The sequence below is a fragment of the Mangrovimonas spongiae genome, from assembly GCF_003944795.1.
Classification (GTDB): Bacteria; Bacteroidota; Bacteroidia; order Flavobacteriales; family Flavobacteriaceae; genus Mangrovimonas; species Mangrovimonas spongiae.
Genome location: NZ_RWBG01000001.1, coordinates 669,830 through 683,993 on the forward strand (window position 1 = coordinate 669,830; position 14,164 = coordinate 683,993).

9 protein-coding genes are annotated in these 14,164 nt (G+C 33.7%); 8 read left to right on the top strand and 1 reads right to left on the bottom strand.

Annotated elements, in window-relative coordinates:
* Positions 1-18: 18 nt before the first annotated feature.
* The 8 genes from EJA19_RS03120 to EJA19_RS03155 all read left to right on the top strand — a co-directional run bounded on the left by EJA19_RS03120 (position 19) and on the right by EJA19_RS03155 (position 10,447).
* Positions 19-1,527, top strand: coding sequence for a sodium:solute symporter family transporter (locus EJA19_RS03120; RefSeq protein WP_125466875.1), 1,509 nt, complete (start codon positions 19-21; stop codon positions 1,525-1,527).
* Positions 1,502-3,010 carry a class I adenylate-forming enzyme family protein gene (locus EJA19_RS03125; protein WP_125466876.1) on the top strand — a complete coding sequence of 503 codons (1,509 nt, stop codon included), beginning with the start codon at positions 1,502-1,504 and terminating at the stop codon, positions 3,008-3,010. The genes EJA19_RS03120 and EJA19_RS03125 overlap by 26 nt, the downstream gene beginning before the upstream one ends.
* Positions 3,011-3,089: 79 nt before the next feature.
* Positions 3,090-3,959: an alpha/beta fold hydrolase gene (locus tag EJA19_RS03130; RefSeq protein WP_158611346.1), complete on the top strand. Its 870-nt coding sequence runs from the start codon at positions 3,090-3,092 to the stop codon at positions 3,957-3,959.
* Between the two features lie 3 nt (positions 3,960-3,962).
* Entirely contained in the window at positions 3,963-5,378 is a 1,416-nt protein-coding gene (locus EJA19_RS03135) for a hypothetical protein (protein WP_125466878.1), read from the top strand.
* Positions 5,379-5,523: 145 nt separating this feature from the next.
* The gene (locus EJA19_RS03140; protein WP_125466879.1) at positions 5,524-7,995 is read left to right on the top strand and encodes a TonB-dependent receptor; all 2,472 of its coding nucleotides are present in this window, start codon (positions 5,524-5,526) and stop codon (positions 7,993-7,995) included.
* Between the two features lie 9 nt (positions 7,996-8,004).
* Complete coding sequence (locus EJA19_RS03145; protein WP_125466880.1) at positions 8,005-8,793, top strand: alpha/beta fold hydrolase; 789 nt, start codon at positions 8,005-8,007, stop codon at positions 8,791-8,793.
* Complete coding sequence (locus EJA19_RS03150) at positions 8,786-9,556, top strand: 3-hydroxybutyrate dehydrogenase (protein WP_125466881.1); 771 nt, start codon at positions 8,786-8,788, stop codon at positions 9,554-9,556. Before EJA19_RS03145 ends, EJA19_RS03150 begins: the two co-directional genes overlap by 8 nt.
* Positions 9,557-9,643: 87 nt before the next feature.
* The gene (locus EJA19_RS03155; RefSeq protein ID WP_125466882.1) at positions 9,644-10,447 is read left to right on the top strand and encodes a hypothetical protein; all 804 of its coding nucleotides are present in this window, start codon (positions 9,644-9,646) and stop codon (positions 10,445-10,447) included.
* Here EJA19_RS03155 and EJA19_RS03160 read toward each other — a convergent pair.
* Positions 10,439-14,116: a metallophosphoesterase gene (locus EJA19_RS03160; protein ID WP_125466883.1), complete on the bottom strand. Its 3,678-nt coding sequence runs from the start codon at positions 14,114-14,116 to the stop codon at positions 10,439-10,441. The genes EJA19_RS03155 and EJA19_RS03160 overlap by 9 nt on opposite strands.
* Between the last annotated feature and the right edge of the window lie 48 nt (positions 14,117-14,164).

Here is a 14,164-nt window from a genome sequence, read left to right on the forward strand (position 1 = left end):
TTTAAAAGACACATATTTATGAAAGCATCTGAACAGTGGGTAACTTTTATGGCAATTTTATTAATAATTTATGCTGCTGTAATTTTGTTTTTTGTTATTCGAGGCGCATTAAAGGTTAAAAATATATCCGACTTTGCCGTAGGGAATATTGGGTTTCCTTCTTGGGTGGTAGGATTGTCGTTAGCTGCGTCTATGACGAGTGCTGCAACTTTTATAATAAATCCTGGATTTATTGCACTTTATGGTATTTCTGGTGTGTTGTCTTTTGCAATTGTGTTGCCTATTGCTGCATTTGCCTCTTTAATTGTGTTGACTAAAAAATTTGCTAAATACGGGCATAGCGTAAAAGCAACTACAATGGCGCAATGGATGGGGAAACGATATAAAAGTAAAAACTATGCATTTTTTATGGCTGTCCTGGCATTGTTGCTTATAGCATTTATCGTATTAATTAATGTGGGATTAACACAAGTTATTTCTAAATCGCTTAATGCCTCGCCATTTTATGTGTTGTTGGGAATTACTGTTTTTGTATTTGGTTATATGATGTTTGGCGGTGCTAATTCCATGGTTTATACCAATACTATTCAAGCTATAATAATGTTTTTTGTGGCGTTAGTTTTAATAGGGTCGGGTTACGAGTATTTTAATGATGGTCTTTCTGGTTTTTTAAATGAGTTAAGTAGTATAGATGAAAACCTAACAAAACCTGTTAATACAACTAGTTTTTTATTTCGTGATTATTTTGAAATTATTATTGTTCAAGCTATAATAGGTGTTGCTATAGTTTGCCAACCACATATTATTACAAAATCTTTATTGCTTAAAGACTCTAGTAAAATTAACAAATATCTTTTTAGTGGTATTATGTTTATGATTGTGTTTTTTTTAGTGGTCGTAGTTGGTTTGTATGCAAGAATTATGTTTCCTGATTTGCAAATTGATGGAACAACGTTAAAGATGGACGAAATTATACCAACTTATGTGGTAGTTAAATTTTCTGTTGGCATTGGAATGTTTATTGTTGTTGGGCTTATATCGGCTGGATTATCTACTTTAGAGAGTTTAATACAGTCCCTGTCAATTACGATTACTCAAGATATTTTACAACCTATTTTTAAAGAAAGCGTTCAGAAAAACTCAGTATTAGTTAATAAAGGGGTTATTGTTGTTTTAGCAGTTGTTAGCTTTTTATTAAGTTGGAACCAAATTGTAAGCCCTGATGTTAGCGTAGCTATTTTTGCACAAAATGGTGTGTATGCTTATTTTGCTGCAGCTTTTGTGCCAGTACTTTTTGGTATGTTTTTTAAAAATGTACCTCTTAAAGCAGTTGTAGCAGCTAGTGTTGTTGCACTTATAGTTCATTTTGGAATATACTACGGACGCCTTACGCCTTACATGCAAGAGCCTGTAAATAATCCAGGAATTCCAGCAGCAATAGCTATTGTTAGTTCGGTTATTGTAGGAAGTTTAATATATTATTTTAATAAAGAAAGTAATAATGGGAACGCTAGATTGGATAGCTAAATGGGCCGATTATACGCCAAACAAAGTTGCTGTAACGTCTTTTGATAGTGAAGAGAAATATACCTATAAAGATCTTGATGCTTATGCAAATAAGTTGGTAGAAAAGTTTGAATCTTTTGGACTTCAAGAAGGTGATCGGATTGCAGTATTAGCAGAACATAGTTTACATTACATAGTGTTGTTCTGTGCTTGCCAACGTAGTGGAATGATACTTGTACCTTTAAATTACAGGCTTTCGCTTAGCGATCTTCAAGCACTTATTGTAGACTGCAATCCTAGTTTATTACTGTTTAGTGAGACACAAAAAGAAAAGCTAGAAGAATTAGCTATACCGTTGCCTAAAACAATTCATTTAGATGTTATAAAGTATTATTATAAAAATGATGTTGTTGTAAAGTCTAAAACATATCATATAAAAGAAAAGAATCCTATTTTTATATTTTACACCTCTGGAACCACAGCAAAGCCAAAAGGTGTTATTTATACTAATGGTATGATGTTTTGGAATAGTCTTAATACCTCTATGCAATTAGGGATTACTTTTCGCGATTCAACAATTAATACATTACCGCCATATCATACTTCTGGATGGAATATATTTATAACGCCATTATTGCATAAAGGCGCTCATATAGGCATGGTTGAAAAATTTGATTCTGAACGTGTATTGTGTTTATTAGAACTTTATGAAACCACATTGTTTATGGCCCTGCCAACCATGTTGGGAATGATGCAAAAAACAGAAGTTTTTAAACGCGTTAATTTAGAAAAACTTCGATTTATTATTTCTGGAGGAGAAACGGTTTCGTCTAGTTTGTTAAAACATTGGAAACAAGAAAAAAATATTACTATCAGGCCAGGTTATGGTTTAACCGAAGCCGGACCAAGTATTACATCTTTGCATCATGAAGCAGTAATGTCGAAATCTGGATCTATAGGAAAACCCAATTTTTATTTAAAAACAAAAATAGTAACCGCTTCAGGAAAAAGAGCTCGTGTAAACGAAGTTGGGGAGCTGTGTATAAAAGGTAATATTGTTACTCCTGGATATTGGAATAATTCTGTAGAAACAAAAAGCAAAATAAAAAACAATTGGTTGTACACAGGAGACTTGGTGGTAAAAGATAAAGATGGCTTTTTGTACTTAAAAGGGCGAAAAGACGATATGTATATCTCTGGAGGCGAAAATATTCACCCTCAGGAAATAACATCAAAACTTTTAATGTGCAATAGTGTTTTAAAAGCGGCTGTTTTAAGCGTTTCCGACCCTGTTTGGGGACAATGTGGTGTGGCTTTTGTTGTTGTTAAAGAAGGGAAAAATCTAAATGATATTTTAGCTTTTGTTAAAGATAATCTAGTGTCTTTTAAACGCCCCAAGCATATTATTTTGCTAGAGGATATTCCATTAACAAGTGTAGGGAAAATATCAAGAAAAAAACTACTCGCTTGTTACAAGGTTTATAAGGATAATCTAAAATCTTAAACTAATTACAATGAAAAAAAACATATTCTTCTTCATATTTATATTGCCACTAATGGCGTGTTCGCAAACCTCCAATACAATGAAAAATATAGTGTCCGATTACGAATTTACATCTCATTATATTACTGTAGATAGTATTGATATTAGTTATGTTAAGGAAGGTAATGGTAGTAAAACATTGTTATTTGTACATGGTTTAAGTAGTAATGCCGATGCGTGGTCTAAAAATATAAAATACCTCAAAAAAAAGTATACTTGTGTAGCTCTAGATTTGCCGGGTTTTGGAAAGTCAGCAAAGCCTAATGTCGCGTATACGCCAACTTTTTTTTCTGAAATTATTATTACTTTTATTAAACAATTAAAGCTAAAAAATGTGATACTTGTTGGGCATTCAATGGGTGGTCAAGCAAGTATAAAAGTGGCCATAAATCAGCCAAACATAATAGGTAAATTAATTTTAGTGGCACCCGCTGGAATAGAAACATTTTCTAAGGAACACGGTACGTTTATGAAAGCGACTTTTACACCAGAGTTTGTTGCAGGTACAACAAATGAACAAATAAAAAATAACTATGCTCTAAATTTTTATAAGCAGCCTAAAGCAGTGGATAAAATGATAGCCGATAGAATTGCCATTAAAAAAGCATCCGATTTTGATGCGCATTGTAAGGCTATCTCAAAAAGTATTGCAGGTATGCTAGACGATCCAGTATCAGATGATCTAGAAAAAATACAACACAAAACATTAGTGCTTTATGGAGAAAATGATATGTTAATTCCTAACCGCTATTTTCATCCAGAATTAAATGTTGTTAAAATAGGGGAATCAGCTAAAGAAAAGATAAAACACAGCACGCTTGTTTTTGTAGAAGAAAGTGGTCATTTTTTACAATTTGAACAAGCAGATAGAGTAAATAATTTAATTGAAGACTTTGTAGAAAACGATTAGTCTATGAAAGTTAAACTTAAAAAGTTTACAGAATTTAGTAAAACAATTCTTCCTAACGAAGCTAAATATTTAGCATCACAGTATAAATTTACAGATGACGAAAAAATAGAAATTATTAATCGCTTAACAACAGGAGCCATGGCAGAGAAAGTTATGCCTAGTTTTGATGTTGATGTAGACAAGCGAAAATACTCTTATGTTAAAGATTGGATTGTAAAAAAGCTAACTAGCATTGATGTTGATAAAACCGCTGCATGGATTTTAGATTTAAAAAAGAAAATCCTTCTTGATGCTATTGCTTCTTCCGAAGAAAAAGCGTTTTTAAATTTTCTAACAAATTATAAAACAGTAGGGTATAACTTCCAGATAGTTTATGAATTAGCCCAAGAATACAAACCTTATTTACTAATACGATTACGGTATAAAGATCATGAGATTGTCGCTAATTTTTTAAATCAATTTGAGGCGCATTATAAAAAGGCTAAAAACATTCAGCAAAACATTTATAATGCCACAACCGAAATTACGAGTCAGTACACCAAAAAAGAAAACGAAACAAAATATTGGGAGCGTTGGCTTTTAAAAGTGTTTAAAGCAGAAGGCATCGATGGAAAGAACCGATACATGGCGTTTATTACACTAGCATTTTTATACACTAATTATAATGAGAGTGCCAAGCTTAAACTACTTTTTGATGAAATAGACGGCTATTTTAGCAGCGGTTATATGTATTCTAGACGATTATTGTCCAATTATTATGCGAGCAGAGTGCTAATGCATTCAAAAGAGAATGAACTCGATTTAGCCGAATACTATGCGTACTTGTCCATTAGGCAAGATAATAACGACACCTTAATGTATGTAAATAACTTAGTGGCTATCTTGCTTAAAAACAAAAAAGCCGAAGAAGCTAGTAAGGTTATTGATGGTTATTATTCCTTGTATAAAGAGTCTCATAATTATCACCAAAAAATAGGGTTTTACTCATACAGAGTACGGGTTTTAAACCAATTACATCAAAATAAATTAGCCGAAGATGCTGCTGTTACTTTTTTAAAACAGTATAAGAAAGAGGTATTAAAACATCGTTGGCATCATTTTTTCACATCGTATTTTAATGTGTTAATTGCACAAGAGAAGTACAGTGAGTTACTTAAAATAGCTTCAAAATTTGATATTTCAAAGAAAGAAAAAGAGCGTAGATCTGGGCATAATTATATTCCTAATATCTCTTGGAGTATTTCCTTGTCAAGGTTTATAGAAGGACAAATAAACTCTAGCAAGTTATTAGAAGAAATTAAAGCGCCAATGCAAGGAATCGAGCCTACAAAAAGCCAGCGTTTAATTTTAATTCAAGTTATAGATACGCTTTCAAATAATCTTCCAGAGGCTTTTTTAAAGTTAAAGTCATACCTTTAGTAAGGTTTTAAAAATACTACATATAACAGGTTTTATGTTTTTAATAAAATAAAAGTCACAGGTATTAACTTTGGCTTTTGTCTTTACATACATGTTTATTCATGATAGATTGCACACATCAACTATTTAACATTTATTTAAAGTTATGAGAAACATATTACTATTAATTATTTTTACAATTAGTGGGTTTGCATTTTCGCAAAACACAGGAAGTGTTAGTGGAAATATCCAAGATTCACAAGGAAATCCGTTACCAGGAGCTACGGTACAAATATCCGACTTAAATATTGGGGTTGTATCCGATTTTAATGGCGATTTTATGTTAGAAGATGTGCCAGAAGGAGATCATACAATCACGATTTCTTTTATGGGATATAAAACAACAGACAATACTGTTACTGTAGTAGCAGGGCAAAGTGTGGTAAGTAATGTAACACTAACTGAAGATGAAAATATTCTTGGTGAAGTTGTTGTTACCGCAGGGAAAAAACCACAAAAAATCACCGAAGTTCCTGCAACAATAGAGGTTATTTCAGCTCAGGAAATTTCTGAGTTTCCTAGCTTTAATATAGGAGAATTAGCTGCCAGACAAAAAGGGGTTGATTTTGTAAGAACAGGTGTTTTAGGTACAGGGGTTAATATTCGTGGATTTAATTCTGCGTTTAACTCTAAAAACCTTCAATTAACAGACGATAGAGTATCTATGCTTATTGCAACAGGATTGCCTTATGGATCTTTTTCAACCATAATAAAAGATGATGTAGAGCGTGTAGAAATATTACTTGGTCCAAATGGAACACTTTACGGTCCCAATGCTCACAATGGTTTAGTGAGTACCATTACTAAAAACCCAAGAACATCAGAAGGAACAACAATGGCTTTTGGTGCAGGAAACCAAAATGTTATAAGTGGTCGTTTAAGACATGCACAGGTTATTAACGATAAATGGGCTTATAAAGTGCATTTTGAGAGAACAGCAGGAACAGATTTTAGATATAACGACTCTGTTTATGTAGGAACAACAGCCTATAAAGAACATAATTTAGACCGCGATTTCGATGCCTTAAAATACGGAGGATCTGTTTATTTTAGACCAAGCAAAGCTTCAGAAATAACAGCATACTATGGCCATAGTAATAATACCAATTTAGCGGTAACAAACGCAGGGAGAAACCAGATTAAAGATTGGACTATAGATGTGGCTCAACTTAAGTATGTGTCTAAACACTTTTTTGCAAATGCTTATTACACATGGAGTAACACAGACGATACTTATGCCATTAACCAACGTACACAAAATTATGTGTCTTTTATAGAAAATGGTTTTTCAGAAAAAGAATCTTGGGAGCGTGCTTTATATGAGCAATGGGTACCTTCATTAGGTATAGCTATACCAAGAGGCGCTTTATTTAAAGATGCATCAGAACGTTTTAATGGTGAAGCACAATACAATAATAACTGGGGGAAATTTCACTTAACAGTAGGAGCGCAATACCAATTAGATATGGCTAATTCTGATGGAACATATCTTTTAGATCAAGATGGGCCAATTGAAATTGCACAAACAGGATTTTATGGTCAGTTCGAATATAAATTAGATTCAGGGTGGAACTTCTTAGCAGGATTACGTGCCGATAATCATGAGTTATATGGAACAAACTTACTACCAAAAGCAGCTATTACTAAAACAGTAAAAAATGGAACATTTAGATTAACTTACGGTAAAGGTATGGCTGTACCTTCAATACTAAACTTAAAAGGAAACTTATTTGGTGGTTTAGTATTAGGTAATGGTGAAGGATTTACACTTACCGATGGTACAAAAATAGATGCTTTAGAGGTTGAAACCATCAACTCGTTCGAGTTAGGGTTTAAAGGAAAGATTGCCGATAAACTTTTTATAGATGCAAGTGCTTATTATAACATGTCTGAGGATTTTATCAGTCCGTTACGTAATATTGCAGACGCCGCAAACGGCAATTATGTAACTCATATAGGCGATCAACCTATAGATGAAGTGTCTCCAGGAGCTAGTGCGTCACCAGCATTATTAACCTATAGTAATTTTGGTAGCGTAGATACTTATGGTTTCGATTTAGGATTAAACTATTACATTTCAGATGCTGTAAGAACCTCTCTTAACTACTCTTACTTTGGACGTAGTCTTGATACAGACGATTTAGATAACGATGGTAATTTAGATGGTATTGTATTAGAAAGTGAACTACCAATTAATACACCAGAGAATAAATTAAGTTTAGGTGTGCATTATGGCGGTAAAAAACTATACGGATCAATTTTTGGACGTTGGGTACAAGACTATAACTTCTTTTCTGGTATAAATGTAGCTTCCGAAACCCAAGATATGGATGGCGATGGTGTAAACGAAATTGTTGAAAATTCGCGAGTAGGAAGAACTTGGAATTATGGACCACTTGGAGGATTTACAGTTGATGCTAATTTAGGCTATAACCTAAACGAAAATATCTCTTTAGGTGTTAATGTAACCAATATTTTCGATGCTGGAGTACGTGAGTTTGTAGCATCTCCAGAAATAGGACGCCTAATATCTTTCGAGCTTAAGTACAACATCAACTTCTTTAAAAAGAAACAATAAAAAAATAGTATGCCAAAAGAAATAAATAAGCAACCTATTTCTTTAGACTACTCCAATACAGGTCATGGTGATAATGTGTTATTATTATTACATGGTTTAGGCTCAACAAAACAAGACTGGAAATTTCAAATTCCAGCATTTTCCAAAGAATACCGCGTAATCGCACCAGATTTACGCGGTCATGGAAAATCGTTTCACGAAAACCTAGCTTATGGAGTTGCGTTTATGGTGCAGGATGTTGTCAATCTTTTAAAGCAATTACAAATAAAAAAAGTAACCCCAATAGGGTTCTCAATGGGAGGAGCAGTAGCCTATCAATTAGCTTACGATTATCCCGAGTTAATCGATAAATTAATTATTGTAAACAGTGGTCCCGATTTTAATGGTTTAGGAAAAATAGGAGAAGACCTTTTAACTAACAGAACAGAGTTTTTAAAAACAAAAGGATTAGAAGCATTAGCTAAAGAAGTGGCCTATAATATGTTTCCAGAACCAGGGCAAGAAGCACTAAGAAGTGAATTTGAAACACGTTGCGCTGCTAATAATTATAATGCTTATTACCAGTCGTTCGTAACATTAATGGATTGGGGGCTTGGCGACAAACTTAAAACCATAAAAGCAAAAACATTGGTCGTTGCTTCAGATATGGATTATACCCCTGTAGATTTTAAAAAAGGTTATGTAGAAAGAATGCATGATGCCCAATTACAGGTTGTTAAGAATTCAAGGCATGGTGTAGTTTTAGACCAACCAGAAGCATTTAATAACATCGTTTTACAATTTTTAAAAAATGAATAAAGTTGCACTAATAACAGGTAGTACAAGCGGTATTGGTTTGGGTATAGCAAAACATTTTGCTAAAAAAGGATACCATATTATGTGCCATGGTTTGGAGGCTAATGGTCCAGAAATTGCTGAAGACATTAAAAAAAACTATAATGTTAATGTGGGCTTTTCAAACGCCAATCTAATTAACGCTAATGAAGTAGAGCAATTAGTTGAGAACACAATAAAAACTTTAGGTAGAATAGATGTTTTGGTTAATAATGCAGGTATTCAGTATGTGGCACCAATAGATGAATTTCCAAATAGTAAATATGAAGCCATTATAGCCATTAATATGAATGCGTCTTTTTATGCTTCAAAAGCAGCTTGGAAATACATGAAAAAACAAAGTTTTGGAAGAATAATAAACATTTCGTCTGTACATGGACTTCGTGCTTCAGAATATAAAACAGCCTATGTAACCGCTAAGCACGGTGTTATAGGTATGACAAAAGTACTTGGCTTAGAGGGTGCACCCTACAATATTACATGTAACGCTATTTGTCCTGGCTATGTAAGGACACCTTTGGTGGAAAAACAAATTCCAGATCAGGCAAAATCCCATAACATGTCAGAAGAGGAAGTTATAACAAACGTAATGTTAAAAAAACAAGCCGTAAAATCGTTTGTGCCTATAGAATCTTTAGCCGATATGGCTTTGTTATTGGCAAAAGAAACGTCATCAACCATTACAGGTTCAGAATTTGTTCTTGATGGCGGATGGACAGCTCAGTAAATTTTCACTGAATTAGTTTAGTTTTTAAGTAACCACCATTTTTTAATGGTGGTTTTTTTAGTTTTGCATTAAACTAATTTATAGTAAATGATAGTTGTTAAGAAGTTATTTTTAGCTTTAGGAGTAACCTTAGTGTCCTGTAATTTTGGAAACCTTAAGTTTATGGGCGATATAGAAAACGACTTAAAAGAAGTCTCAGCGGTTGAAACCATAACGCAATCAAATCTCTATTGGGTGATAGAAGATTCGGGGAATGATAATGTGCTTTATGGTTTAGATGGAACCGGAAATTTAATATCAGAAGTAAGAATTTTAAATAGTAAAAACAAGGACTGGGAAGACCTGACTTCAGATAATTTAGGGAATATTTATATTGGTGATTTTGGTAACAATTCTAAAAAGCGTAAAAAATTTCAAATTTATAAAGTAACTAATCCAGAAGGTAAAACTGAAACGACTGCTGAGGTTGTAGAGTTTAAATTGCCTAAAAAAATGAAGTCTGAAGATTTTGAAGCCTTTTTTCTATACCAAAACTATTTTTACATTTTTAGTAAAGAGAAGAAATCAGCAGTCATGATTAAAGTTAAAAATGAGATAGGAGAGCAGAAGGCAAAATTTGTAACAAAATTTAAATTAAAAGAAAAAAAAACGAAAATAACCTCTGCCGATATTTCTAAAGATGGAAAAACTGTTGTTTTGCTTAATCATGATAAATTATGGAAACTAAGTCATTATTCAGAGGATAATTTTTTTACAGGCGATATTGAAAAAATTCTATTTAAGCACGATTCGCAAAAAGAAGGACTTTGCTTTAAAAATGATACCATAATTATTACAGATGAGAGAAATGGTAGTGAAGGCGGTAATATGTATCAAATACAACTAAAATAATACGCCTAAACCAAAAGCAAACCTAGGGTTTTCATTGCTGTTAAATAATGAAATATTTGCGGTAAGCATTTCGGCGCCAATAATCATAACACCACCGCCATACGAGGTGTGCCAAGTGTTAGAAAAATCGTTTTCTAGCCAAACGCGACCATAATCAAAACCACCATAAAGGGCCACATTAATAGGTAGTAAACCTGTACGCATTTTACCAAAGAGGTAACGTACATCGGTTAACTGGTAAAATGCATTTTTACCAGTAAAACGTTCGTTTCTGTAGCCTCGTAAGCCATTACTAGCACCAATTGATGCGGCTTGGAAAAATTCAAATTCATTTCCTAAGGAAATATGTCCTTTTAGTTTTGAAGCCAATACTAGTTTTCCGCTAGAAAGAAGTTTGTAATCTACACTCATATCTGGAATAATATATCCAAAATCTTTATGATTATCGATATTGGTTTTATAACCAGAAGTAATTCCAAAGGACATGCCTAGGGTAGGAAACGCGTTATAGTCTTTGTTTTTAAATGTATAAGAAAGTTCCACACCAGCGTAGTGGTTTCTATTTTCAATAAGTGTGTTATTATAGTAGGTGTTTATAAAACGGTTTTGTGTTTGTTCTACTTCAATGGTTTCGTATAGCAGTTTTAAGGACGTTTTACTGCCTAAATCGCCACGTTTTATTAGGCTAGGGGCAATTTTAAAACCGCTTAATTTAACGCGGTTGTAATCTAAATCGTATATATGATCGTTGTCATAATTAGGATTAGTTGTTTCATTGCCAAACCCAAAAAAGTTGATGCTGTAGTTAGGGCTTGTTAATCTAGCATTAAGCCCTAAATTAAAATCATTAATAACTTGAGTAAATTCGCCATCGTATTCAAAATCAAAACCTTGTGTTGCAAAATAGTATGCTCCAGATAGTTTGTGTTGCTCAGTAAAAGGGTTTCTTTTAAAACCATTAACGGTATAGGTTCCGGATAAGCCTAGTTTAACGCCGTCATCTGGATTATAGCCTAAAATTGGCGCCACTGCGAAAGCATTAAAACTAGGTTTTTCATAGTCGTAAATGTTTATATCGTAGTCGTCTGTTAATGTAATATGTCCTTTTTGGGTTTTAAAGGTGTTGGGTTTTGATTTAAAATCGTATATAAACACTTTTTTACCATTTTCTATAGTGTAGACATCATTGTTTTGACCACCAATAAGGTACATTGCAATATACTTGTTGCTACTTCCGTGAACGTGTAAAACATCATCATCATCTAAAGCATAGAGCCAAATAGCTTTGGTTTCTGTTAAAGAAAAAGTACGTTTAAAAAATACATCGGCTTTTTTGCCTTTTTTAATTCTGTAGCCAACAATTTTTGTTTCTCCGTTGGGTAAACGTTCAATATCAAACCAATCGTCTTTATCGGTACCTTGAACAACAACTGTCTTAGAGACTATGTTATAATAATCTTTAGCCATTTTTAATAGGTGTGAGCGTCTGTCTTTAAGTTGCTGTTTAATCGTGTTGGTTGTATTATTTTGAAGTTCTTCTGGGAAATTTTCAAAAGCTTCATCAATAACTTGATTGGTTAAATGTGTTTGAATGTATTTAGCTTGTTCTTCCCAAATGGAGCCATCAGATTGCGATGTGAGTACGACATCCAATTTATATGGTGTTAAGTTGAACCATTTTATGTTTTTTAATTGGGCATCGTAGGTTTGAAATTTTCTAGCCAGTGGTATAAGAATACGTCCTATGGAGAACAAAAACCCGTCGCCAATTTTAGAAAACGCTTGATCGCGATCTCTAGGAACGGGTTGATAAACAGTTTTTTTATCTACTTTGGTTGTAGCCCAACGCCATTGATCGGCGTGTCTGTCCCAATCGCCAATTAGCATATCAAACAATCTGGCGCGAATAAATGCGGCCTCGTCAATAATAACATCTTCATCAGAGCGTATTTCTAGAAACATATCATCAGTTCCAATAAGCTCGTCTGAATACGCAAAGCTTTTAAGGTACCCGTGGTCGTCTCCAGCGTGTTCTTCAATCATGTATAGCTCATCGCCAAATGTGTCAATATATTCTAAAAACGTCTCTTGTTTAGGGACGTAGTAAAGCTTAGGATTAGTATGTAATACATTAATTGGAGTTGAAAGGTTATCAATTATAAATGGTGCATAAGGATGCGACCCTGTAAAGACATCAAAAACCAAACCTTCGGTATAGGTGTTGCTAAATTGACCTTCTACATATTGATCTTTAAAAGCCACCGATTGAATAAAGTTTTGGGCGTTTTTACGCAACCCACGCATCACAAATTCCTTTCCTGTAGAATCAGCTAGGCGTAAGGAGTTTGATTGTGTTCCGCCACCTTTTCGTATTGGGGTTAAACCGCCCATTAACGTATCTAACATAACCGTTTTTGCTAAAATGGGTTTGCTGTAAGCGTTGCGATAGCGATTACCCCATAAAAACTTATAAAATCCAGATTTTTTTGTTTCTTCTGGTGTGTAAACGGAGGCAGTTACAGTAGGGTTGTGGTGTTGTTTAAAAGTTGTTTTTGGGTGAGTTTTTGAGGTGTAAATTTCAGTGTTAAAAAGTGTTTCTTTTGTGTTAGAATCGACATATTCAACAGTTGAAGAACCGTCTTCATAAATTAATAATTTAGCAAAACCGTTATTGCTTGAGGTAAATTGTGCGCCAGCTTCTAACTTGGTTGCTGTGGATTTAGATCCAGAGCCACTAATTATTTGAGGTAAATTATCTTGAACAATATATTGCAAGCTATGCTCATGTCCAGATACAAAAATAACACGATCGTTTTCTTGAGCAATTCTAATCATGCGTTTTCTAAACTCGTTGTAGCGTTTAAACTGAATATCGGCAGGAACAACTCCAGTTGTTTTTCTAAGCAGATTTTTTAGAGTGCCTAAAACAGGGAGAGGTTTTAAATGCTCTTGAAACGAATACTTGCCATTGTGCGGACCAAATGAAAATAAAGGATGATGCAAAGCAATAATAGTAGTTTTACCCCGTGATTTTTTTACATCGCTTTCAAACTCATCCCAAAAAACTTCTCGGGTTTTTATGTCGCACTTGTCATTCATGGTTGGGTGGTTGTTCCAATTGGTTAAATACCACTCAGAATCGACAATAATAAGCTCTATATCATCAGAAATAGTTTCGCGCTCTAATGGGCAACCGTGTTCTGGTAAAAAGGAATTTTTCCCTAAAGCATCGTCAATATAGTCTTCTTGACGTTCAAGACCATTTAAACCGTTGTACCAATCGTGATTTCCTGGAATAAAAATGGCTCTTCCTTTAAAGTCTTTTGTAGCTTGTGTTTGAACATACAATTGGTGTTCGGCAAAATCCCTTCCTTTTTTGCCCTTTTTTGGCATACCTTTAGGGTAAATGTTATCACCTAAAAATAAAGCCGTACTATTTTTATCAGCAGTTTCTATAGTTTGTTTAAAATGCTGAAGAGCTTTTGTTGAAGTTCCTATTGGGGAGTTTCCTGCATCACCAATAAGATAAAACGTATGGGAAACAGGTTTATTAGGTAGGGTATAATTATCGTCAATATTCTTGTATTGCGTTTTAAATGTCGCGCAGCTAATAGCTAGAAAAGCTATAAGAAATAGAGAGAGAAATCTACTAAGTTTTAAATGCGTCATATTAAAAAAAACAAAAGCTAAAAGTAAGGATGTTGTCGTTGGGTTTAT